This is a genomic window from Tardiphaga sp. OK246 (genome assembly GCF_900188215.1).
Taxonomy (GTDB): Bacteria; Pseudomonadota; Alphaproteobacteria; order Rhizobiales; family Xanthobacteraceae; genus Tardiphaga; species Tardiphaga robiniae.
Map to the genome: position 1 here is coordinate 286,892 of NZ_FZOX01000008.1, position 21,434 is coordinate 308,325.

Sequence of the window (21,434 nt, forward strand, 5' to 3'; positions counted from 1 at the left end):
GCCTGCGTGGGGACGACGGGGAGCGGTTCTGTTATAGTCTCTGCCGCATGCTCACGGTTCGTCATCTCACCAAATCCTATCGTTCAGCCCAGGAACAGGTCGCCGTGTTGCGCGGTGTCGATCTCAGCGTTGCCGCAGGCGAGAGCGTGGCGCTGACCGGCGAATCCGGCAGCGGCAAGAGCACGCTGCTGCATCTGATCGCCGGTCTCGATGAAGCCGACAGCGGCGAGATCCAACTCGGCGACATCATCGTCACCGGCCTCCATGATTCCGCCCGCGCCGCCTTACGCCGCGACCAGCTCGGGCTCGTGTTCCAGCAGTTCAACCTGATCCCGTCGCTGTCGGTCGCCGACAATCTGGCGTTTCAGTCGCGCATCTCCGGCAAGCATGACACGGCCTGGCAGAGCGAACTCACCGAACGCCTCGGCCTCGGTGCGCTGCTCAAGCGCTATCCCGAACAGCTCTCCGGCGGCCAGCAACAGCGCGTGGCCATCGGCCGCGCGCTGGCCTCGAAGCCGCTGCTGCTGCTCGCGGATGAACCGACCGGCAATCTCGACGAGGATACCGCCGACGAGGTGCTGCGACTGGCGCGCGATCTCGTCGCCCGCACCGGCTGCGGCTTCCTGATGGTGACCCATAGCGAGCGCCTCGCCGCCACGCTGGATCGTCACGTCCATCTCCATGCAGGATTGATCGCGTGAGACGCGCGCTCTGGATCCTCGCGGTGCTGCTCAGCCACTGGCGCCGGCATCCGATGCAGTTCGCGACGCTCCTGATCGGCCTGATCGCCGCTACCGCATTGTGGAGCGGCGTGCAGGCGCTCAACCAGCAGGCGCGCACCAGCTATGACCGTGCGGCTGCCGCCTTCGGCGGGACACGTACACCAATGCTGGTCGCAACCAATGGCGGCGCGTTTTCGCAACAGCTCTTTGTCGATCTGCGCCACGCAGGTTGGCCGGTCTCGCCCGTCGTCGAAGGCCGCGTGCAAATCGGCGGCCGCTCGGTCCGCCTGCTCGGCATCGAGCCGGTGACCATGCCGATTGAAGCCAGCGCCGCCACCGAGATCGGCAAGACCGGCGCGCAGGCGTTTCTCACGCCGCCCGGTCAGGCGCTGATCGCGCCAGAAACGCTGACCAGCCTCGGCCTCGCCGAGGGCGCAACGCCTGCGCTCAATGACGGAGCCCTGCTGCCGCCGCTGAAACTGCAGCCGCAACTCGCGCCCGGCGTCCTGGTGGTCGATATCGGCATCGCGCAGAAACTGCTGAAGATGCCGGACCAGATCTCGCGCCTGCTGATCGGCAGCGCCAAGGGTCCCCGCACATCGCTCGGCAGCGTCGCCGGCGATCGGTTGCGGCTGGTGCAGCCGGATGCCGAGACCGATCTGGAACGTCTCACCGACAGTTTCCATCTCAATCTCACCGCCTTCGGCCTGCTATCCTTCTTCGTCGGGCTGTTCATCGTCAATTCGGCCATCGGCCTCGGCTTCGAACAGCGCCTGCCGATGCTGCGCACCTTGCGTGCCTGCGGCGTCTCGGCGCGGCAGCTCAACAGTGTGCTGATCCTCGAACTCGTCAGCATCGCACTGATCGCCGGCGCCATCGGTCTCGTCTGCGGCTATTTCATCGCTGCATCGCTGCTGCCCAACGTTGCGGCCAGCCTGCGTGGGCTTTACGGCGCGCAAATCCCGGGGCAATTGACGCTGAAGCCGGAATGGTGGTTCGCTGGTCTCGCGATTTCCATCATCGGTGCGCTGCTGGCGGCGACATCGAGCCTGTTGAAAGCTGTCCATCTCCCCTTGCTCGCCACCGCACAGCCCTATGCCTGGCAACAGGCACAGCATCGCTGGCTGCGGCTGCAAGGCACGGGCGCATTGCTCGTGTTCATCGCTGCCGGCCTTGCACTCTGGCTTGGCGATTCACTGATTGCCGGCTTCTTTGTGCTTGCCGCATTGCTGCTCGGTGCAGCGCTCGCATTGCCGGTTATCCTCGGTATCGTCCTTGCCGGCGGTGAACGCAGCACGCGACGGCCACTCGTCACATGGTTCTGGGCCGACAGCCGGCTGCAACTCTCCGGCCTGTCGCTGGCGCTGATGGCGCTGCTGCTGGCGCTCGCCGTCAATGTCGGCGTCGGCACTATGGTGGAGAGTTTCAGCCGGACCTTTACGGGCTGGCTCGACGGGCGGCTGGCGTCCGAGATCTATCTGAACGCGGCGAGCGAGAAGCAGGCGATCGAGATCAAGACCTGGCTGAAGACGCGCCCTGACGTGCAGGCCGTTCTGCCGGGCAGTCGCACTGACCTGCAGTTCAATGGTACACCGATCGAGCTTCTCGGCTTCGCCGATCACGCCACCTATCGCGATCAATGGCCACTGCTGGATTCCACCAGCGATGCATGGGATGGCGTGCGCAGCGGCGACGGCGCACTCGTCAGCGAACAACTCTCGCTGCGCATGAAGCTCAAACTCGGCGATCGTCTGGACGTGCCGACGCCGACCGGTACATGGCCGATGGACGTTGTTGCGATCTATGCGGATTACGGCAATCCCAAAGGCCAGATCGGCGTCAACATTGATGCGCTGGTCAAACATTTCCCTGATATTTCGCAGACCCGCATGGGCCTGCGCGTCGCACCTGCGGATGTGCCGACGCTGATCGACGCCATCCGCACGCGCTTCGGTCTCGACGGCCGCAACCTCGCCGACCAGACGACGGTGAAAACGGAGTCACGGGCAATCTTCAACCGCACTTTCGCGGTGACGGCCGCGCTCAATGCCTTCACGCTCGGCGTCGCCGGCGTCGCGCTCCTCACCAGCCTGCTCACACTGAGCAATTCGCGTCTGCCGCAACTGGCGCCGCTCTGGGCCATTGGCGTCACGCGTCGCCGCCTTGCCGGCATCGAGTTGTTGAAGACGCTGTCGGTCGCCTTGATCACCTCACTACTGGCGCTGCCGCTCGGCCTGCTGGTGGCGTGGTGTCTGATCGCCATCGTCAATGTGAAGGCCTTCGGCTGGCGCCTGCCGTTCCATGTGTTTCCGCTGCAACTGATCCAGTTGCTCGGCGTCGCCATGCTGGCCTCGCTGCTCGCAGCTCTGCTACCGATCCTGAAACTGCTGCGCATGCAACCGGCCACGCTGGTGAAAGTGTTCGCCAATGAGCGCTAGCTTGCTCACACGTCGCAGCTTGATCGGCGCCGCCGCATTGCTCGGCCTCGGCGGTTCACGCGCATTCGCCCAAGGCTTTGCCGGCCTCGGCCGCGACGCCGAAGGCTTTGCGGCTGTCGTTCCGGGCCGCGCCCTCACCTTTCCGGCTGATCACGGCCCGCATCCGGATTATCGCATCGAATGGTGGTACCTCACCGCCAATCTCACTGACACGAACGGCAATGCTTACGGCGCGCAGTGGACACTGTTTCGCCAGGCAATGGCGGCGGGCGCGCAAGGCGACGGCTGGGCAACGCCGCAGATCTGGATGGGCCATGCGGCGGTGACATCGGCGACCGCGCATCATGCAGCTGAGAGTTTTGCCCGCGGCGGCGTCGGTCAGGCCGGTGTCACGACAACACCGTTCCGTGCATGGATCGATGCGTGGGAAATGCGCGGGCTTGAGAACTTCGACGACAGGTCGGTTGCGCCGCTCGACGTGTCGGCATCGTCAGCGGATTTCAGCTACCGGCTACGGCTCAATACAAAGCAGCCACTCGTGCTCCAGGGCGAAAATGGTTTCAGCCGCAAATCCGAACGCGGCCAGGCGTCGTATTACTACAGCCAGCCCTATTTCACCGCATCGGGCGTGCTGACCATCGACGGCAAGGAGATTGCCGTCACCGGCCGCGCCTGGATGGACAGGGAATATTCGAGCCAGCCGCTCGCTTCCGACCAAACCGGCTGGGACTGGTTCTCGCTGCATCTGCCCGATAACGCAAAGCTGATGCTGTTTCGTCTCAGGCAGAAAGATGGCGCGCATTATTTTGCCGGCAACTGGATTACCGCGGACGGAAAATCCGAACAGCTTGCCTCAGGCGCTATAGATATGACGCCGACAGTCATGACGGAGATCGCGGGCCGCAGGATCCCGACGTCATGGAAGGTATCGATCGCATCGCGCGGATTACAGATCGCGACCTCGCCGCTGAATACCAGGAGCTGGATGACGACGAGCTTCCCCTATTGGGAAGGGCCGGTGAGCTTCACCGGCAGCCACAGCGGCGTGGGTTATCTGGAGATGACGGGGTATTGAGGCTGTTACCTAACCTCTCCCCGCCCTTTGCGGGGAGAGGTCGACCGGCGAAGCGCAGCGAAGACGGTCGGGTGAGGGGCATGGCACACTGCCTACCCGATCACCCAACTCTCTGATCGCATCATCATCCGACCCGCGAATACGAGCTTGCGGCGAACGCCGTACCTTGCCCCTCACCCGGAGCCGTCGCTTCGCGTCGACTCCGACCTCTCCCCGCAAGCGGAGAGAGGTTAAGGAAGCGAAGCTTACTTCGTCAGCGGGCAGCCGCTCTCGGCCGCGGTCGGATAGGCCTTGTCGCCGGGCACCACGGCGAGCTGCTTGTAGTAATCCCATGGCTTCTTGGATTCCGACGGCTTCTTGACCTCGAACAGATAGAGGTCCTTCACCATGCGGCCATTGGCGAGCACCTTGCCGCCCTGGGCGAAGGCGTCATCGACCGGAAGTTCCTTCAGCTTCTTGGCCACCGCTTCAGAATCCTTGGTGCCGGCCGCCTTCACCGCCTTGAGATAAGACAGCGTCGACGAATAGGTGCCGGCCTGGATCATGTTCGGCATGCGCTGGGTGCGCTTGAAGAAGCGATCGGCAAACTCACGCGACTTGTCGTCGCGGTCCCAATAGAAAGATTCCGTCAGCACCAGACCCTGGGCAGCTTGCAGGCCGAGGCCGTTCACTTCGGCGAGCGTGAGCAGGAGGCCCGCGAGCTTCTGGCCGCCGGCGACGATGCCGAATTCAGCCGCCTGCTTCACGGCGTTGGTGGTGTCGAGGCCGGCATTGGCAAGGCCGATGACCTTGGCCTTGGACGCCTGCGCCTGCAGCAGGAAGGACGAGAAGTCAGACGAGTTCAGCGGATGGCGAACGGCACCGAGCACCTTGCCGCCCTTTGCCTTCACGATGTCGCCGGTGTCCTTCTCCAGCGAATAACCGAAGGCGTAGTCCGCGGTGAGGAAGAACCAGGTATCGCCGCCAGCTTCGGTCAGCGCGCCGCCGGTGCCAACACCCAAGGCGCGTGTATCGAACGACCAGTGGAAGCCATAGGGCGTGCAAGCATCGCCGGTAACGCGCGACGAGGCCGCGCCGACCACGATGTCGATCTTCTTCTCCTGATTGGAGAGCTCCTGTACCGCGAGCGCCACCGACGAGGTGGTCAATTCAGTGATCATGTCGACGCCTTCGACGTCATACCAGCGCCGCGCGATCGAGACGGCGAGGTCAGGCTTGTTCTGGTGATCCGCGGTGACCAGTTCGATCTTCTTGCCGAGCACCTCGCCGCCGAAATCCTCGATCGCCATCTTGGCGGCTTCGACCGAATACTTGCCGCCATAATCGGCATAGACACCGGACTGATCGTTGAGAATGCCGATCTTGACGCCTTGCGCCGAGGCCGGCGCGGCCAGGAAAAGACCGCACAGCGCAGCCGTCGACAACAGTCCGAATTTCATCAATGCCTCCCAAGTTTTCAATTTGGGCGCACGCTATGTGAGAAGCTCGGGACGAACCAGATAATCTTTCGACTTAGCCGAAATGTGCAGATCAGCTTTGCGTTAGTTCAAGATCACTCCCAACGACGATTGCTGCAACGCACGCGCGCGGTCACTGCATCCGCTTTTTCAACGCGGCGTCGATACAGGCGAGTTCCCGCTCGATCTCCGCGACCATCGAGACAGGATCGGTGTCGGAGATCAGGTGCATCTTCTCGTATGTCCCATCCTGAATGCTCTTCAGGATGGCCAGACGATCGTCCCGATAACCCTGCAGGCGCTCGAAATCGCCGCGCTCGGCATATTTCGCGATGAGTTTCTCGAAGACAGTGCTCATGGGTGGAGTTCCTTGGCATCAAAAGCGCGGGGACAAATGCCCCGCGCCGTGAACGGTCGGCGATCACAAACCGCGCAGCACCAACCGGTTGAGACGGCTCGCAAACGCGGCCGGATCTTCCGGCAATTCGCCATCGAGGATCTGCGCCTGCTCGAGCAGCAGGAACGCGATGTCGGACGCCTCGCCACCCGACGCCTTGTCCGCGCCCGCGATCTTCGCCACCAGCGGATGGCGCAGATTGATTTCAAGGATCGGTTTGGTCACCGAGCCACGGTTCTGCATCGCCAGCATACGCTCAAGTTCGCGGTCCGGGCCGGCGCCGCCGGCCACGAGGCACGAGGCCGACGTGGTCAGACGCGTCGAGACCTTCACGTCCGAAACGCGCTCGCCGAGCGCATCCTTGATGACGGCGATGGTCGCCGCCTCATCGGTCTCGGTCTTCGGCTCGTCCTTGGTCGCATCTTCATCAATGCGCGGGATCAGATCGAGATTGACCTCGCCCTGGCTCAGCGACTTCAGCGGCTTGCCGTCGAAATCCAGCGGCGCCGACGACCAGAACGCATCGACCGCGTCGGTCAGCAGCAGCACTTCGATGCCGCGCGACTTGGCGGCTTCCAGCTTCGGATTTGACTTCAGGCGATCGAGGCTGTCACCGGCGAGATAATAGATCTCGGTCTGGTTCGGCTTCAGGTCGGCGACATAATCCTTCAGCGAGCGCTTCTCGCCCGAGGTCGTGGTGAAGCGCGACAGCGCCAGCAGCTTCTCGCGGCGCTCGAAGTCCTCATAGATGCCTTCCTTGATCACCGGACCGAAGGCATCCCAGATCTTGGTGAAGGTCTCGGCATCCTTCTCGCTCAGCGTCTCCAGCTCACCGATCACACGCGTCGCCACGGCCTTACGGATTTGCGCGAGCTGTGGATTGTTCTGCAGCATCTCCCGGGAGAGGTTCAGCGGCAGATCCTCGGCATCGATGACGCCGCGGATGAAGCGCAGATAGGACGGCAACAGGTCCGCATCGTTGGTGATGAAGACGCGGCGCACATAGAGCTTCACATGGCCCTTGCGGTTCGGCTCAAACAGGTCGAACGGCTTCTGCGATGGCGCGAACAGCAGCACCGCATAGGAATAGCGGCCCTCGGCACGGTAATGTAGCGTCATCGCCGGTTCGTCATAGGCATGCGCGATAGACTTGTAAGCCGCGCTGTAATCCTCCGGCGTCAGTTCGGACTTGGAGCGCTGCCACAGCGCGCTGGCCGAATTGATCTGCCGCGGCTCGGCGTCGCCGTCCTTGAGCATGATCGGAAACTGGATGTTGTCCGAATAGGCGCCGACAATGCGCTCGATCTCATAGGTCTCGAGATATTTCTTCGCGTCGTCTTTCAGATGCAGCACGATCGACGTGCCGGTCGGCACGCTCATGCCGTCACTGACCTGGCCGATCTCGAAACCGGCACCGCCGGTCGAGGTCCAGGTGAAGGCGTCATGAGTACCGGCACGGCGGCTGGTGACGACGATCTTCTCCGCCACCATGAAGGCCGCATAGAAGCCGACGCCGAATTGGCCGATCAGGTTGGAGCCATCCTTGGCTTCGGTCAGGCGCGACAGGAATGACTTGGTGCCGGATTTCGCGATGGTCCCTAGGTTGTCGATCAGTTCCTGGCGATCCATGCCGATACCGGTATCGACGATCGACAGCGTGCCCGCCGCCTTGTCCGGAATGATGGTGATGTTTGGCGACTGACCGTCGGGGATCAGCTGCGGATTGGCGATCGCCTCATAGCGCAGCTTGTCGCAGGCATCGGACGCATTGGAGACCAGTTCGCGCAGAAAAATGTCGGTCTCGGAATAGACCGAGTGAACCATCAGGTTCAGCAATTCGGCGACTTCGGCCTGGAACGGCTGGGAAACGGGTGCAGCGGTGTCAGTGGTCGTCATGAAAAGTGCCCGATACTGGTAAGGGAGAGATCACGCATATAGCGACGCGGATTTGCCGAGTCCATGGTGCAAACCGATGGTTTCCGCGCGAAAAGGCTGATCGGGAACTGAAACTCGCGACGCTACTTTGAAGCAGCGACCTGCGATGCGAGCAGAGCCGTGGTCGCATCGAGATCGACCAGCGGATAGACCTCGAACTGAGCCGGAATGATATCGGCCCATTCGTTGAGGATGCGATGCAGCACGTCGTTACTCTCGACCTTGAACACCGCAACCACGCCGCGGCCGACGCGGGGATAGATGTGCTGGCAGATGCCCGACGCCTGATACCCCGCCATCCACGGCCAGAAGCTCTGACGCGCGGCCGCCATGTCGGACGGACGATCAGCGCGCGGATTCGAGATCACCAGAAACAGCATCGCTGATCTCCTGTCGGCGCACTCAGAATGCGTCAGCCCTGCAGCGCACCGTGATAGGCGCTTTCCAGCATGGCCAGGCATTCACGCGCACGCGCCTGCGCGATGTCGTTCGCGGTCTGGGAGATTTCGCGGAGATCGCGGATCGCCAGATCGACGGCGCTCAGCAGATCGATTTCGCACTCATCGGCCTGGGGGGCCGCTACACGCATGGGGAAAGGGATAACTACACTCACTGGCACGCCCGCTCTTCACGATTGCAACGCTCGAATCACTCGCGACTCATTTGGCCTGCGAATGGTTAAGCCAATCGGTAGGAAGCAACGGATCTGACGTAAAACTGTCGCGCCGCCGTCAATCCTGCCAGCTCACCGGCGGGATCAGACCGACGGACGGGTCATCGCCAGGGTCATCCGACGGCTGGATCGTGGGCGCTTCGTCCTGTTCGGGCGTCGCGTCGATAATCATGGCCGGCGACGGAAGCTGTGGAACGGCCATGCTCTGCTGCCCGCGCCGATAAGATTCGAATTCGAGCTGTTTGGCGAAATACCGGAACAGGTCAGCCGCGTATTTGCGCTGCTCGGGGCTGGACGCCGAGGCGATCTGGAAGATCAATTCGTCGGACAGTTCCGACGTGGTCGCACCGGTCAGGTCTTCGAGAACGCTCATCACAATGGCTCGGCCTATGAAGCTTTGAGCCTGCACGAGTGTGGTTGATATCGCGTTGTTGGTCAGAGCAATCGGGGGGCGCGTGCATAAGCATCACTAATGACGCCCTAATTTGTACCGCTAGGGGGGCATCGAACGTCCTGCGGATGCGGCCGCATATGACCAGACGCAATGAGATAGTGCCTGTTGCGCACTCCTGCCGCTTATTCGTGCAAGTCGGCGGAACCCGGCACACGGAAAATTAAGCCACGATTAACCATGACCGGGCAATAACCGGGAGGTAACTGATTGCTGTCAACGGGGATACGACGATGGTCTTGGCAATGAACCGCAGCAGTCATTCTGCGCATGCCAATGCAACCGAAGAGAACGACGATAGCTCCGATATCTCCGCGCTGATTGGGCGGTTGACCGCCGAGGTCAACGAGATCGCCTGCGAGAAGACCAGGTCGATCCAGCACATCACCAACCAGATGAAGATGCTGGCGCTGAACGCGCTGATCGAAAGCTCGCGCGCCGGCGCGCAGGGCGCGGGCTTCGCCGTCGTCGCGCAGGAAGTGCGCAATGTCGGCCAGCAGGTCGAGACCATCGCGCGCGATCTGGAATCCCAGCTCACCGCCCGCACGGGCAGCCTGATGGCGTCGATCGAGAAGATGACCGAGCGCTCGCGCGGCGAACGCATGGTCGACCTGTCGCTGAATGCCATCGAACTGATCGACCGCAATCTCTATGAGCGCACCTGCGACGTCCGCTGGTGGGCGACCGACTCGGCCGTCGTCGATTGCGCAGCCGCACCGAGCGATGCCACCGTCGCTCATGTCTCCGAGCGACTTGCCGTGATCCTCGGCGCCTACACCGTCTATCTCGATCTCTGGCTGTGCGACATGCAAGGCAATGTCATCGCCAGCGGCCGTGGCGATCGTTTCAATGTCACGGGCCAGAATATCGCCGGCACTGCCTGGTTTCGCGATGCCCGTACGCTGCGCTCCGGCGACGACTACACCGCCGGCGACGTCGAGCGCCAGCCGCTCCTGAACAATGCGCAGGTCGCGACCTATTGCGCCAGCGTGCGCGAAGGCGGCAAGGCCAATGGCCGCGCCATCGGCGTGCTCGCGATTCATTTCGACTGGGAAGCCCAGGCGCGCGCCATCGTCGAGGGCGTTCGCGTCGACGACGACAAGACGCGCGTACTGCTGGTGGATTCGAACCTGCGCGTCATCGCCTCGTCCGACGGCCAGGGCCTGCTCACCGAACGCATCCCGCTGGCCTTGAACGGCCGCCGCAGCGGCTTCTATCACGACCGTTCGGGCGGCCTCGTCGCCTTCCATGCCACACCGGGCTATGAGACTTACAAAGGTCTCGGCTGGTACGGCGTGATCATGCGCGGCGCCTAGCCGCACGATCTAGTCAATGACGACTTCGCTGCGATAATCTCCCCTACGCCACGAGCGGGAGACAGCGATGACCGACGTCACTTTCGAACCGGCAATTCCGGTTCTGCGCATCTATGACATTGCTAAAGCGAAGGAGTTCTATGTCGACTTCCTCGGCTTTGCGATCGACTGGGAACATCGTTACGAGCCGGACTCCCCACTCTACATGCAGGTGTCGCGCGGCGGCGTGAAGCTGCATCTCAGCGAACACTATGGCGACGGCACGCCGGGCAACGTGGTCTATATCCGCGGCAGCAATATCGCGGCTTTCGCAAAGGAGCTGCATGACAAGCGGGCCCGTTTCGCGCGCCCGAGTCCGACCGATACGGCCCCAAAGATCACCGACCCGTTCGGCAAGGTGCTGCGCTTCGATGACGCGACCAACACGCACTGAGCCCGCCGCTTCAGCCATCGCTGCAACGAGAGAACTTACCCGTTCAACCAGTTCCGGATCTTCGCGAAGAACCCCGTGTCACGTCGCACGCTGACAGGCCCCACGGCAATTGGCCGCACGGGCTCGCCATCCACGACCGGCGCTGCCCTTGCTGCCGCCAGCGCCATGGGCCCGACCTGCGCGAGGAACGCATGTTCATGGCTGCGCGTCAGCCGCGCCAGCGCGGCGTCAAATGGCAGCCACGCGACTTCGCTGATATCCTTCATCAACTTGCGTGACGGCGCGGCCGCGGCCTCCATGTGCCAGAAATGCACGACCTTGGTCCGTTCACCGAGCGGATAGGCCAGGGCACCGAGATAGTCATGCACCGACGCGGCATGGCCGGTCTCTTCCAGCACCTCGCGCTCGGCTGCGTCGCGCGGCGTCTCGCCATTGTCGAGCTTGCCCTTCGGCAACACCCAGTCGCCGCGCTTGCGCAGGCAGACCACGGCGAACAGCGGCGTCTCGCCCCGCTGCACGACAATGCCTCCCGCCGCCATGATGATATCGCGCGCCATGATTGTCCTTAACCGCTAACGCACAAAGACGCCATCGAGGTCATCCTCGATATGAGCATGAATGATGGAATCGAAACTCTCTTCCGCCTGAAAGCCTAGCGCCAGCGCACGTTTGGTATCGAACATCGTGGGCCATCCGGCAACCATCGCCATCGTGGCGGGATCTGGCACATGCTTGATGCGTGTCACAACACTGTCACCTCCCACACGGCGGAGCGCCGCGATCATGTCCGCGACCGATGCTCGCACGCCGGGCATCATCACCGTGCGGCGTGCGCCGAGCTTGGCGCTGTCGAGCGTCGCGCCAAGAAGCAGGAATTCCGTTGTCGCGCGCGGACTGGCATGTGTCTGCCCGACGTCGTCGGTTACCGGCAGCACCGCCTCACGCCCGGCCAGCGGCTCGCGAATGATATTGGAGAAGAAACCCGACGCTGCCGCATTGGGCTTGCCCGGCCGCACGCAGATATTCGGCAGGCGAATGCCGATGCCGTCGAAGAAGCCGCGCCGCGTATAGTCCGCCAGCAGCAATTCGCAGATCGCCTTCTGCGTCCCATAGCTCGACAGCGGCGTGTGAAAGAAATCGTCGGCGATAGGACCGTTATAGGGCGCACCGAAGGTCGCGATGGACGAGGTGTAGACGATGCGAGGGCGATAACCACCCCCCATCGCGCGGATCGCCTCAAACAGATTGCGCGTGCCGTCGAGATTGACTGCGTAGCCTTTGTCGAAATTCTGCTCGGCTTCGCCGGAGACGACCGCAGCAAGATGGAAGATCAGGTCAGGTTTTGACGCCAGCAGTGCTGCGGGCGCATCCGGTTTTGCGAGATCGACCATGATGCTGCGCGCGCCGACCAGATCGCTGGGGACCGCATCGGCCATCGCCAGATCGCCGATTTCCCCACCGCCGACATGACCGTCCTTCAGCAGCCGCTCACACAGCTTGCGGCCGATCATGCCGGCCGCGCCAATCACCAGAACCTTCATTCCTTGATCTTCACTCTTTGGGTGCCGACAGCTTGTAGATCTCCAGCGCGTCGGCATCGGCGCCGCGCACCGCCTTGCCCATGCGGAAGATCTGCGCCGCGAGCGCAGCCATCGGCACCGGCGTCGATGTGTCCTGCGCCACGGCGACGACCGTATCGAGGTCCTTGAGCATCGTGTGGATGTGGCCGAGCGGCGGCGAGTGAATGCCCTGGGCCATGCGCGGCACGAACAATTGCAACGGGATCGAATCCGCAAAACCGCCGGCAAGCGCTTCCGGCAGACGCTTGGCGTCGATACCGGCATTCACCGCGAGGCGTGTCGCTTCGGCCAGCACCGCCATGGCGCAGCCGACAATCACCTGGTTGCAGAGTTTGGTCATCTGTCCAGCGCCGGTCGGCCCCATATGCGTGAAGTTACGCGCCATCGCCAGAATATAGGGCCTGATACGTTCGACATCGGCGGCCTCGCCGCCGGCCATGATCGCAAGCGTGGCTTCCTCCGCGCCCTTGGTGCCGCCCGACACCGGCGCATCAATCCAGCCCATGCCGTTCGCCGCCTTCAGCCGCGCCGCGATGGACTTCGTCTTGTCCGGATGGATCGAGGAGAAATCGACGACGAGCTTGCCGTTGCCATCGGCGCCGGACAGGCCGTTGTCGCCAAACACGACCTCCTCCACCGCCGATGCATCGGTGAGGCACATGAAGACGATGCTGGCATGCGCGACGACATCACGTGGACTGGCGGCTGCTTTCGCACCGGCCTCCACCAGAGCATTGGCCTTGCCGGGCGAGCGATTCCAGACGGCCACATCGTAACCGGCACTCAGCAACCGCTTGGTCATCGGCAGTCCCATCAGGCCGAGGCCGAGGTAACCGAGCTTCTCTTTGCCGCCCGCTGAATGCACCATTTTGACGCCGTTGTCCTTCTGCCGCCGAGCCACGCTGCTCGCATCTGCGAGCTATCTACGCTGCGTCCGCAGCCGCAGCAACGATGATATCAACGCCTGCGCAACTGCCAATTGTTGCGCCACAGCACGAATGAATGTTGGGCACGGACCTCGCTTGCCAGAATATTTGAAGCATGAAAGGCTTCAAGACAGTGGGGCTTTTCTTTTGGCCGGGTCTGGCCATCATCAAACGGGAGTGAGCGGGCATGAAGCTGGGTTCTTCGAAGTGGCTGATGGCGGCGGCTCTCGCGGCGGGAGCGGTGTCGGGTGTTGCACAGGCGCAGACGATTCCGACCATCAAGGTCGGCTGGACCATTCCGGCCGAAGAATCCAAATACTGGATGATGAAACGCCCGACCGAATTCACCAATCTCGGCAAGACCTACAATATCGAATGGACCCAGTTTCAGGGCACCTCGCCGATGACGCAGGCGCTCGCCGCCGGTGCGCTGGATTGCGCCACCCAGGGCGTGCTGTCGCTCGCCAACGGCGTCAACGGTGGCAACCTCAAGGCCTATATCGTCGCGCAGCACGTGTCGGAAAAGCCCGGCAGCTTCTCGGTCTACTGGGCCGTGAAGGATGACTCGCCGATCAAGACCATCGCCGACCTCAAGGGCAAGAATGTCGGCATTTCCGTCATCGGCGGCGGCACCTACGGTCCGTTCAAGATGCTGCTGAAGGGCGCCGGCGTCGATCCCGAGAAGGACGTCAAGCTGATCGAGATCGGCTTCGCAGCTTCCGAGGATGCGCTGCGCCAGGGCCGCGTCGACGCCATCAACATGAACCAACCATTTGCCGCGCGCATGGAAGCCAAGGGCGGCACGCGCAAGCTGTTCTCGCTGAACGAAGCGATGCCGAACATCGTGCACATCCTTGAAGCCTGCCGCGCCGATTTCGTCGACAAGAACCCCGAACTCGCCAAGGCCTATGTCGCCGACATCACCCTCGGCATGAAGAAAGCGCTGGCCAACCGCGAGGAAACGCTGAAGGTCGTCAACGAAGTCATGAAGGCGCCGATCCCGGTGCTGGAAACCTATCTGCTGAAGGACAACGACTTCGCCCGCGACCCGGGCGCAGCACCGAACTTCCCGGCCATGCAGAAGATGCTCGATATCTACACCGAGGCCGGCATGCTGCCGAAGATGGACGCGATGCAGTTCAAGCACCCGACCATCGTGGCGCCGATCCAGTAGAGCAAGACGCGATATCTCACTATATGATGTCCTGAGGCCACGCCCCACGGCGTGGCCTCACTGCATTGGACGACAAGACCAAGAAACGGACAGATTCCCATGAAGAAATTGCGATCCCGCGTCACCACCGACGGCCTCGACCGTGCCCCGCACCGCGCCTTCATGCGCGCCATGGGCCTTGATGACGAAGCGATCGCAAAACCCATGATCGGCGTCGTGTCGATGAAGGGCGAGCAGACGCCCTGCAACATGACCCATGACTTTCAGGTCGACGCTGCCAAGACCGGTATTTCCGAAGCCGGCGGCACGCCGCGCGAGTTCTCGACCATCTCGGTCTCCGATGCCATCAGCATGAACCATGAGGGCATGAAGTTCTCGCTGCTGTCGCGCGAGATCATCGCTGACAGTATCGAAGCCGTGATGCACGGCCTCGCTTACGACGCGCTGATCGGCTTCGGCGGCTGCGACAAGACGCTACCCGGCGTCATTATGGGCATGGTCCGCTGCAACGTACCATCGATCTTCATCTATGGCGGCAGCGCGCTGCCGGGACTGCACAAGGGCAAGACGCTGACTGCGCTGGATTCCTATGAAGCCGTCGGCGCCTTCATGACCGGCGACATCGACAAGCAGGAGCTGGAGGCCATCGAGCGCGCGTGCCTGCCAACCATCGGCGCCTGTGCGGGCCAGTTCACCGCCAATACGATGGCGATGGTCTCCGAGGCGCTGGGGATCACCACGCCCAACGTCTCGATGATCCCCGGTGTCTATGCAGAACGCGCGCAATTCGCCCGGCGCGCCGGACGTCTGGTCATGGACATGCTGCGTAACGATGGCCCGCTGCCGCGCGACATCGTTACGCGCAAATCGCTGGAGAACGGCGCCGCCATCGTCGCCGCCACCGGAGGATCGACAAACGCGGCGCTGCATCTGCCGGCCATCGCCAACGAGGCCGGCATCAAATTTACCATCGACGATGTCGGCGAGGTGTTCGCGCGCACGCCGCTGATCGGCAATCTGCGGCCGGGCGGCAAATACGTGGCCAAGGATGTCCATGACATCGGCGGCACGGCGGTCGTGATCCGTGCACTGGTCGAGAGCGGCCATATCGACGGCTCCTGCATCACTATCACCGGCCGGACCATTGCCGAGGAATACGGCAACGCCAACAAGGCCGATGGCGAGATCATCTACTCCTCAGCAAAGCCGATCATGCCCGATGGCGGCGTCGCGGTGTTGAAGGGCAACCTGTCCCCTGATGGTGCAGTGATCAAGGTCGCCGGTCTGAAGAAGACGGTATTCGAGGGCACGGCGCGTGTGTTCGAGGACGAGGAGAGCTGCGTCGCCGCCGTGAGGGACCAGAACTACAAGGAAGGCGACGTGCTGATCATCCGCAACGAAGGCCCGGTCGGCGGCCCCGGCATGCGCGAGATGCTCGGGGTCACCGCGCTCATCTACGGCCAGGGCATGGGCGAGAAGGTCGCGCTGATCACCGACGGCCGTTTCTCCGGCGCGACACGCGGCATGTGTATCGGCTACGTCTCGCCGGAAGCCTATATCGGCGGCCCCCTCGCGCTGGTGCGCGACGGTGACAAGGTCCGCATCGACGCGCCCGCGCGGCGACTGGATCTGATGATCGACGAGACGGAATTTGCGGCGCGCAGAGCGGCATGGACGCAGCGCCCGCCGCGTCACCGCGCCGGTGCGCTGGCGAAATATGCCAAGCTGGTCGGACAAGCGCCGGGCGGCGCCGTCACGCATGACGGCGGCGCGGAATGGCCGTGGTTTGAGTGAGTAGTCCTGGCGCCGGCAGTGCGCTCCTTCTCCCCGAACTGCGCGGGGAGAAGGTCGGGATGAGGGGCAAGGTAACGGCCTATCATCTCGAATGCGATTGTGCGACGACTACAGCGCGCCGCCCCTCACCCGCCGCGAAGACGCGGCGACCTCTCCCCGTAAAGAACGGGGAGAGGTTAGGGAAGCTCCGCGGTCGCGGCGCGCAGCTCATCCGCCGTCGCGTGCTTAAGCCCAACCGCCTCGATCGCGCGGCGCGCCGCCGCAACCAGATCCTGATTGCCTTTGGCGCGGCAGCCATCCGGCAGCAATTCGTTGTTCTCGAAGCCGACGCGGATATGGCCGCCCAGCAATGCGCCCGCGGTGACGCAGGCCGTCTCCTGCGCACCGAAGGCGCAGACACTCCAGTGTTCGAATGTTGGCGCACCGGGCGCGACGAACGGCAGCAGATCGGGCGGGTGCGACGTCTGCCCCGCCGTATAACGGCCGAGCACGAACAGCACCGGCAGCTTCTCGAACGGCACTAGCCCGCGCTTGCGAAACTCGGCCAGCCGCGCAGCATCCTGCGCATCGTAGAGAATGATTTGCGTTGACACGCGCTCGCGCTTCATCCAGCCGAGCAGATCGGCGAAGGCCTGCTCCTCGCTGGCATCGGGCACCAGTTCGCGCAGCGCCAGCGACGCCGCTTCCGGCTTCACCGCCTGCACCACCGCGCGCTGCTGCGCTGGTGTATATTTGCCGAGCGCCTCGGAGGTGATCTGGATGACGAGCCTGTCGCCGACTGCGCTGCGGATCGCCGCGATGGCGTCCCGATAGGCCGCCGCATCGAGCAGGTGACTGCCGTCGGCGTTGCGCACATGGGCATGGATCATCGCCGCGCCTGCCTCGAGGCAATGCGCAGCCGTCACCGCCAACTCCGCCGGCGTCAGCGGCACGGCGGGATGGTCGGCCTTGACCTTGCGGCCGCCGTTGGGGGCGACCGCAATGGCAACGGGTGACATGATTTACGGAATCGCTGCGATGACGGCGATCTCGACCTTGATGGCGGGGTCGGCGAGCTTCGACTCGACGCAGGCGCGTGCCGGACCGACGTCGGGCACCCAGGCATCCCACACCGTGTTCATGGCATCCCGGTCATTGATGTTCGGCAGCCAGACGGTGGCGCTGAGGATGTTGTTCTTGTCGGTGCCGGCTTCCTTGAGGAGCGCATCGATCTTGTCGAGCACCTGCTTGGTCTGCGTCTTGACGTCGCCCGAATATTCATCGGGCACCTGGCCGGCCAGATAGACGGTGTTGCCATGGATGGAAGCCTGGCTGAGACGCTTGCCGGGACCGAGACGCTTGATCATGCAGAAGTCTTTCATTGAGTGTGGAACGGAGTGACCCGGGCGCGACCATCCCCGCTCGGAACTGGCCCGTCAAGCCCATGACGCCACACGGCACAAGTGGCCCCGCGTGGACCACGTCCACTATTCCGCGGCGCGGGCCCGCTTCACGGCATCGTCCATCAACGCCTTTGGCGCTGGCAGCCGCAACCGGCGGCCATGCTGCAGATAGAGCAGCGCGACACGCTTCGGATCGGACAGGTTCCAGATTTCGACCGCGGGCAGCCGCCCCACCAGCGTCACGGACGGCCGATGCGCGATGACATGAGACAGGATCGCGGACTTTGGCCCCTTTTTGAATTTCCGGCGCACTTTTCGCGCGGCATTCTCATTGGCCGCCTGCCAGCGGATCTTGGGTCCGCGGCGACGGTTCAGAAGCCAAGAAAAGATTCGCAAAATGAATGGCATACGTCTTTTCTTTTTGCCCGGTTGCAGCGACGCTGGCGCGGTCGCGCACTCATTCTCTTAGAACGGATCATCGACAGGGGTAAAGCGGCGCGATCAAGGCGAAACGTCGCGATGTCAGGAGAATGAAGCATTCTCTCGGGAATGACGCGTTCTCCTGGGGGAACGACGCGTTTCCCGGGATATACGCGACCCTCGAATCAGGAATAGACCTGCGCCATGTCCGTTCCCGCCGGCGCCTCGCGTCAATCGAAAAATCAGCCAGACGTGTTCCAGACCTCGGACGCATTGTCCGTGCTGCATTCGGTGTTCGGTCTGCCGGGTTTTCGCGGTGCACAGGAAGATATCGTTCGCCACGTGACCGATGGCGGCAATTGCCTGGTGCTGATGCCGACCGGCGGCGGCAAGTCGCTGTGTTACCAGTTGCCATCCTTGCTACGCCCGGGCTGCGGCATCGTCGTGTCGCCCTTGATTGCGCTGATGCGCGATCAGGTCGCGGGCCTGCTTGAGGCGGGCGTCAAGGCGGCGGTGCTGAATTCCACCCTGTCTTGGGACGAAGCCAACGAGGTCGAGCGGCAATTGCTCGCCGGAGAACTGGACCTTCTCTACGTCGCCCCTGAACGTCTGGTCACGCCGCGCTGTCTGTCGATGCTCGGCCGCGCCCGGATCGCCCTGTTCGCCATCGATGAGGCGCATTGCGTGGCGCAATGGGGCCACGACTTCCGGCCCGAATATATCGGCCTCTCGGTCATCGCCGAACGGTTCCCGAACATTCCGCGCATTGCGCTGACGGCAACCGCCGACGACCTGACCCGGCAGGAGATCGTGCAACGCCTCCGCCTGGAAGACGCACCGAATTTCGTGGCGAGCTTCGACCGGCCGAACATCAAATACGAGATCGTCGACAAGACCAACGCGCAGAAGCAGTTGCAGGCTTTCATCAGCGACCGGCATTCCGGCGAGGCCGGCGTGGTCTATTGCCTGTCGCGTGCCAAGGTCGAGGACACCGCAGCCGCATTGAACAAGGCCGGAATCCTCGCGCTGCCCTATCACGCCGGGCTCGACGCACGCCTGCGTGAGACCAATCAGGATCGCTTCATCAATGAAGACGGCGTGGTGATCGTCGCCACCGTCGCCTTCGGCATGGGCATCGACAAGCCCGACGTGCGCTTCGTCTGCCATCTCGATCTGCCGAAGAGCATCGAGGCCTATTATCAGGAAACCGGCCGCGCCGGACGCGACGGCAAGCCGTCGAATGCGTGGATGGCCTATGGTCTTTCCGACATCGTGCAGCAGCGCCGCATGATCGACGAGTCCACGGGTTCGGAGACTTTCAAGCGCGTCTCCATCGGCAAGCTCGATGCGCTGGTCGGCCTCGCCGAAACAGTCGATTGCCGCCGCACCCGACTGCTGGGTTATTTCGGCGAAGAGGCCACCGGCACGCGCTGCGGCAATTGCGACAATTGCCTCTCGCCGCCGAAAGTCTGGAACGGCAGCGTCGCCGCGCAGAAGCTGTTGTCCTGCGCCTATCGCACCGGGCAGAAATTCGGCGCCATGCATCTGGTAGACGTGCTGATCGGCCGCCTTACCGACAAGGTCAAGCAGTTCGGCCATGACAAGCTGTCGGTATTCGGCATCGGCGGCGAACTCACTGAGAAACAATGGCGCGCCGTGATGCGGCAATTGGTGGCGCGCGGCTTTCTCTATGCGGACGCGGACGCGTTCAATGCGCTTAAGCTCACCGAAGAAGCGCGCGGTGTGCTGAAGGGCGAGATCGAGCTGATGTTCCGCGAGGAAACCGGCGGCACCGGCCGCGCCCCGCGCAGCAAATCCCGCCGCGGCGATCTTGCGGCACCGCGCAGCGACAACGCCAATCCCGATCTGCTCGCTGTGCTGCGCGCCTGGCGCTCGGAAGTCGCGAAGAAGCGCAACGTCCCGGCCTATGTCGTGCTGCACGACGCCACCATCGATGGCATCGCCAGCGAACATCCCACCACGCTCGACCAGCTCCGCGAAATCCCGGGGATCGGCGACAAGAAGCTGGAGCATTACGGCGCGGAGATCCTCGCTTTGGTGAATGCGACGCCGGGACGATAGCGGGCGATCGACGCCACCGATGTCTATCGGGCGGGCTTGTAACCCTTAATGACGGACTCCGACTTCTTCAGGGCCGCCACAAGTTCTGCCCCGGTCATCAATGCAGTCGTCTGGCTGGACTTGATGGCGCCGCCCGCTGCAATCGCGACGGCGATGGCCGCCATGCTCTCGATATCCGGCACATCGGCGATCAGCATCACGTCATATTCGCCCAGGCAATACCAACCACCGATCAATTGTCCTCCGACAGCCTCCGTCGTCTGCCGTCCAACGGATTCAACGCGGTTCTGCGGATTCTTCATTTGCGCGGCCCATGATTCCGGCGTGTAGGCAGCCTGATACATATAGAGCGGCATGTTCGACCTCCGTCAGCCGGGATTGTCCTGACCTTTCACCGGGAGAACAGCGCGAGCTTCGCCATTTTCACGGCACGGCCTAACTCTATTCGCGCGATGATACCGGCAGCGATCTGCATGGTGGCGCCGATTGCCCAGCTCAAACAGATGATGCCAGCCGTCCTGGGGCGCACGGTTTCACCCAGAATGATACTGGAGACTGACGTGATCGCCGTCACCGATGTGATGAAGGTACCGGCCGCAGTGAGCAGCTCCACCATATCCGCACTGTTGCCCAGCCCGCGCCATAGCGGCAGATGCATGCGGTAATCGGCAGGAACCTGGGGCAGATCGATTCCGAGATAGAAGCCGGTAGCCCCGTAAATGATCATGGCGAACACGACTTCACCCGAGCCAATGACCTCGATGAAGCGGCCAACCTCGGCAACGAACAGCCCGCAGGCAGCCCCAACCAAAGCGAGTCCGGTCCGTTCGAGAATGTGCGCCAACCTGCTGAGGGTCGAGCGGGTGTGCCACGATGCGCTGGGCTTGATGATCATGTGATCCTCGTCTGCCCATGAGCCCTTCGAGGAGGAGTTTTGAAGGCCGCCCTCCGCAATAACAAGCAGGAGTGCTTACCTAAATCGAGTGGGGTGGCGGTAGCTGCTTCGGTGACGTGGAAACACACGCTCGCATTCTCGCGGCGCTTGCGCGTCCGAGTTTTGCGCATTCCTTCCCACCCTCAATCAAGAGGGCGTGCGGAACGCCGGGTGCCCGTTGCACCCTTGGGCCTGATGCGATGCGGTCTTCCGCAATTGTGAGTGCATCAGGACTTTCGGAGGCG

22 protein-coding genes are annotated in these 21,434 nt (G+C 62.9%); 8 read left to right on the plus strand and 14 right to left on the minus strand.

The genetic code is table 11. The annotated features are described in order from the left end of the window. Positions 1-47: 47 nt before the first annotated feature. The 3 genes from CHC01_RS29160 to CHC01_RS29170 are packed head-to-tail and all read left to right on the plus strand — an operon-like array spanning position 48 to position 4,235. Complete coding sequence (locus CHC01_RS29160; RefSeq protein ID WP_089267809.1) at positions 48-701, plus strand: ABC transporter ATP-binding protein; 654 nt, start codon at positions 48-50, stop codon at positions 699-701. Further along, positions 698-3,160 (plus strand): FtsX-like permease family protein, encoded by a 2,463-nt coding sequence (locus CHC01_RS29165; protein ID WP_089267810.1) that lies wholly within the window; start codon positions 698-700, stop codon positions 3,158-3,160. The genes CHC01_RS29160 and CHC01_RS29165 overlap by 4 nt, the downstream gene beginning before the upstream one ends. Further along, entirely contained in the window at positions 3,150-4,235 is a 1,086-nt protein-coding gene (locus tag CHC01_RS29170; RefSeq protein WP_089267811.1) for a lipocalin-like domain-containing protein, read from the plus strand. Before CHC01_RS29165 ends, CHC01_RS29170 begins: the two co-directional genes overlap by 11 nt. A gap of 245 nt (positions 4,236-4,480) precedes the next feature. Here CHC01_RS29170 and CHC01_RS29175 read toward each other — a convergent pair whose 3' ends face one another. The 6 genes from CHC01_RS29175 to CHC01_RS29200 form a co-directional block, all read right to left on the minus strand. Beyond that, entirely contained in the window at positions 4,481-5,674 is a 1,194-nt protein-coding gene (locus tag CHC01_RS29175; protein ID WP_089267812.1) for an ABC transporter substrate-binding protein, read from the minus strand. A gap of 151 nt (positions 5,675-5,825) precedes the next feature. Further along, positions 5,826-6,050 carry a hypothetical protein gene (locus tag CHC01_RS29180; protein WP_089267813.1) on the minus strand — a complete coding sequence of 75 codons (225 nt, stop codon included), beginning with the start codon at positions 6,048-6,050 and terminating at the stop codon, positions 5,826-5,828. 63 nt (positions 6,051-6,113) lie between these two features. Then, on the minus strand, positions 6,114-7,985 hold the full coding sequence (gene htpG, locus CHC01_RS29185) for a molecular chaperone HtpG (RefSeq protein ID WP_089267814.1): 1,872 nt from the start codon (positions 7,983-7,985) through the stop codon (positions 6,114-6,116). Positions 7,986-8,107: 122 nt separating this feature from the next. Beyond that, on the minus strand, positions 8,108-8,404 hold the full coding sequence (locus CHC01_RS29190) for a DUF3303 family protein (RefSeq protein WP_089267815.1): 297 nt from the start codon (positions 8,402-8,404) through the stop codon (positions 8,108-8,110). A gap of 32 nt (positions 8,405-8,436) precedes the next feature. Next, on the minus strand, positions 8,437-8,613 hold the full coding sequence (locus tag CHC01_RS29195) for a hypothetical protein (protein ID WP_210269243.1): 177 nt from the start codon (positions 8,611-8,613) through the stop codon (positions 8,437-8,439). A 142-nt stretch (positions 8,614-8,755) separates the two neighbouring features. Beyond that, positions 8,756-9,070 carry a hypothetical protein gene (locus CHC01_RS29200; RefSeq protein ID WP_089267817.1) on the minus strand — a complete coding sequence of 105 codons (315 nt, stop codon included), beginning with the start codon at positions 9,068-9,070 and terminating at the stop codon, positions 8,756-8,758. A 323-nt stretch (positions 9,071-9,393) separates the two neighbouring features. Here CHC01_RS29200 and CHC01_RS29205 point away from each other — a divergent pair, with 323 nt between their 5' ends. Together CHC01_RS29205 and CHC01_RS29210 are read left to right on the plus strand one after the other, a co-directional pair. After that, positions 9,394-10,464, plus strand: a complete 1,071-nt coding sequence (locus CHC01_RS29205; RefSeq protein ID WP_244528141.1) for a methyl-accepting chemotaxis protein — start codon at positions 9,394-9,396, stop codon at positions 10,462-10,464. A 67-nt stretch (positions 10,465-10,531) separates the two neighbouring features. Then, on the plus strand, positions 10,532-10,897 hold the full coding sequence (locus tag CHC01_RS29210) for a glyoxalase superfamily protein (RefSeq protein ID WP_089267819.1): 366 nt from the start codon (positions 10,532-10,534) through the stop codon (positions 10,895-10,897). Between the two features lie 35 nt (positions 10,898-10,932). Here CHC01_RS29210 and CHC01_RS29215 read toward each other — a convergent pair whose 3' ends face one another. The 3 genes from CHC01_RS29215 to CHC01_RS29225 are packed head-to-tail and all read right to left on the minus strand — an operon-like array spanning position 10,933 to position 13,345. Further along, on the minus strand, positions 10,933-11,454 hold the full coding sequence (locus CHC01_RS29215) for an NUDIX hydrolase (RefSeq protein ID WP_089267820.1): 522 nt from the start codon (positions 11,452-11,454) through the stop codon (positions 10,933-10,935). Positions 11,455-11,469: 15 nt separating this feature from the next. Beyond that, positions 11,470-12,438 carry a D-erythronate dehydrogenase gene (denD, locus tag CHC01_RS29220; RefSeq protein ID WP_089267821.1) on the minus strand — a complete coding sequence of 323 codons (969 nt, stop codon included), beginning with the start codon at positions 12,436-12,438 and terminating at the stop codon, positions 11,470-11,472. 10 nt (positions 12,439-12,448) lie between these two features. Further along, the gene (locus CHC01_RS29225) at positions 12,449-13,345 is read right to left on the minus strand and encodes an NAD(P)-dependent oxidoreductase (protein WP_089267868.1); all 897 of its coding nucleotides are present in this window, start codon (positions 13,343-13,345) and stop codon (positions 12,449-12,451) included. Positions 13,346-13,617: 272 nt separating this feature from the next. Here CHC01_RS29225 and CHC01_RS29230 point away from each other — a divergent pair, with 272 nt between their 5' ends. Together CHC01_RS29230 and ilvD are read left to right on the plus strand one after the other, a co-directional pair. Beyond that, a complete protein-coding gene (locus CHC01_RS29230; RefSeq protein WP_244558568.1) occupies positions 13,618-14,577 on the plus strand; it encodes an ABC transporter substrate-binding protein in 960 nt (319 codons plus the stop codon). Positions 14,578-14,676: 99 nt separating this feature from the next. After that, positions 14,677-16,371, plus strand: a complete 1,695-nt coding sequence (gene ilvD, locus CHC01_RS29235) for a dihydroxy-acid dehydratase (RefSeq protein ID WP_089267823.1) — start codon at positions 14,677-14,679, stop codon at positions 16,369-16,371. A 176-nt stretch (positions 16,372-16,547) separates the two neighbouring features. Here the strand turns inward: ilvD and CHC01_RS29240 are convergent, their stop codons facing one another. The 3 genes from CHC01_RS29240 to CHC01_RS29250 form a co-directional block, all read right to left on the minus strand. Continuing rightward, complete coding sequence (locus tag CHC01_RS29240) at positions 16,548-17,369, minus strand: beta-keto acid cleavage family enzyme (protein ID WP_089267824.1); 822 nt, start codon at positions 17,367-17,369, stop codon at positions 16,548-16,550. A gap of 3 nt (positions 17,370-17,372) precedes the next feature. Next, entirely contained in the window at positions 17,373-17,717 is a 345-nt protein-coding gene (locus CHC01_RS29245; protein WP_089267869.1) for a RidA family protein, read from the minus strand. A 120-nt stretch (positions 17,718-17,837) separates the two neighbouring features. Further along, positions 17,838-18,161, minus strand: coding sequence for a hypothetical protein (locus tag CHC01_RS29250; protein WP_139285792.1), 324 nt, complete (start codon positions 18,159-18,161; stop codon positions 17,838-17,840). Positions 18,162-18,377: 216 nt separating this feature from the next. Between CHC01_RS29250 and recQ the strand changes: the two genes are divergently transcribed. Beyond that, entirely contained in the window at positions 18,378-20,255 is a 1,878-nt protein-coding gene (gene recQ / locus CHC01_RS29255) for a DNA helicase RecQ (RefSeq protein ID WP_089267826.1), read from the plus strand. A 23-nt stretch (positions 20,256-20,278) separates the two neighbouring features. Here recQ and CHC01_RS29260 read toward each other — a convergent pair whose 3' ends face one another. Together CHC01_RS29260 and CHC01_RS29265 are read right to left on the minus strand one after the other, a co-directional pair. Continuing rightward, on the minus strand, positions 20,279-20,611 hold the full coding sequence (locus tag CHC01_RS29260; protein ID WP_089267827.1) for a GYD domain-containing protein: 333 nt from the start codon (positions 20,609-20,611) through the stop codon (positions 20,279-20,281). A gap of 35 nt (positions 20,612-20,646) precedes the next feature. Then, positions 20,647-21,150: a hypothetical protein gene (locus CHC01_RS29265; RefSeq protein WP_210269244.1), complete on the minus strand. Its 504-nt coding sequence runs from the start codon at positions 21,148-21,150 to the stop codon at positions 20,647-20,649. Positions 21,151-21,434: the final 284 nt, after the last annotated feature.

What these genes read in the sequence shown, in the direction of transcription:
- CHC01_RS29240 (WP_089267824.1), bottom strand. Translation starts at nt 17,369, where the DNA reads ATGTCACCCGTTGCCATTGCGGTCGCCCCCAACGGCGGCCGCAAGGTC.
- CHC01_RS29170 (WP_089267811.1), top strand. Translation starts at nt 3,150, where the DNA reads ATGAGCGCTAGCTTGCTCACACGTCGCAGCTTGATCGGCGCCGCCGCA.
- CHC01_RS29160 (WP_089267809.1), top strand. Translation starts at nt 48, where the DNA reads ATGCTCACGGTTCGTCATCTCACCAAATCCTATCGTTCAGCCCAGGAA.
- CHC01_RS29230 (WP_244558568.1), top strand. Translation starts at nt 13,618, where the DNA reads ATGGCGGCGGCTCTCGCGGCGGGAGCGGTGTCGGGTGTTGCACAGGCG.
- CHC01_RS29200 (WP_089267817.1), bottom strand. Translation starts at nt 9,070, where the DNA reads ATGAGCGTTCTCGAAGACCTGACCGGTGCGACCACGTCGGAACTGTCC.
- CHC01_RS29225 (WP_089267868.1), bottom strand. Translation starts at nt 13,345, where the DNA reads ATGGTGCATTCAGCGGGCGGCAAAGAGAAGCTCGGTTACCTCGGCCTC.
- CHC01_RS29260 (WP_089267827.1), bottom strand. Translation starts at nt 20,611, where the DNA reads ATGCCGCTCTATATGTATCAGGCTGCCTACACGCCGGAATCATGGGCC.
- denD (WP_089267821.1), bottom strand. Translation starts at nt 12,438, where the DNA reads ATGAAGGTTCTGGTGATTGGCGCGGCCGGCATGATCGGCCGCAAGCTG.
- CHC01_RS29250 (WP_139285792.1), bottom strand. Translation starts at nt 18,161, where the DNA reads ATGCCATTCATTTTGCGAATCTTTTCTTGGCTTCTGAACCGTCGCCGC.
- ilvD (WP_089267823.1), top strand. Translation starts at nt 14,677, where the DNA reads ATGAAGAAATTGCGATCCCGCGTCACCACCGACGGCCTCGACCGTGCC.
- CHC01_RS29210 (WP_089267819.1), top strand. Translation starts at nt 10,532, where the DNA reads ATGACCGACGTCACTTTCGAACCGGCAATTCCGGTTCTGCGCATCTAT.
- CHC01_RS29215 (WP_089267820.1), bottom strand. Translation starts at nt 11,454, where the DNA reads ATGGCGCGCGATATCATCATGGCGGCGGGAGGCATTGTCGTGCAGCGG.
- CHC01_RS29175 (WP_089267812.1), bottom strand. Translation starts at nt 5,674, where the DNA reads ATGAAATTCGGACTGTTGTCGACGGCTGCGCTGTGCGGTCTTTTCCTG.
- CHC01_RS29265 (WP_210269244.1), bottom strand. Translation starts at nt 21,150, where the DNA reads ATGATCATCAAGCCCAGCGCATCGTGGCACACCCGCTCGACCCTCAGC.
- CHC01_RS29195 (WP_210269243.1), bottom strand. Translation starts at nt 8,613, where the DNA reads ATGCGTGTAGCGGCCCCCCAGGCCGATGAGTGCGAAATCGATCTGCTG.
- htpG (WP_089267814.1), bottom strand. Translation starts at nt 7,985, where the DNA reads ATGACGACCACTGACACCGCTGCACCCGTTTCCCAGCCGTTCCAGGCC.
- CHC01_RS29190 (WP_089267815.1), bottom strand. Translation starts at nt 8,404, where the DNA reads ATGCTGTTTCTGGTGATCTCGAATCCGCGCGCTGATCGTCCGTCCGAC.
- recQ (WP_089267826.1), top strand. Translation starts at nt 18,378, where the DNA reads ATGTCCGTTCCCGCCGGCGCCTCGCGTCAATCGAAAAATCAGCCAGAC.
- CHC01_RS29180 (WP_089267813.1), bottom strand. Translation starts at nt 6,050, where the DNA reads ATGAGCACTGTCTTCGAGAAACTCATCGCGAAATATGCCGAGCGCGGC.
- CHC01_RS29205 (WP_244528141.1), top strand. Translation starts at nt 9,394, where the DNA reads ATGAACCGCAGCAGTCATTCTGCGCATGCCAATGCAACCGAAGAGAAC.
- CHC01_RS29245 (WP_089267869.1), bottom strand. Translation starts at nt 17,717, where the DNA reads ATGATCAAGCGTCTCGGTCCCGGCAAGCGTCTCAGCCAGGCTTCCATC.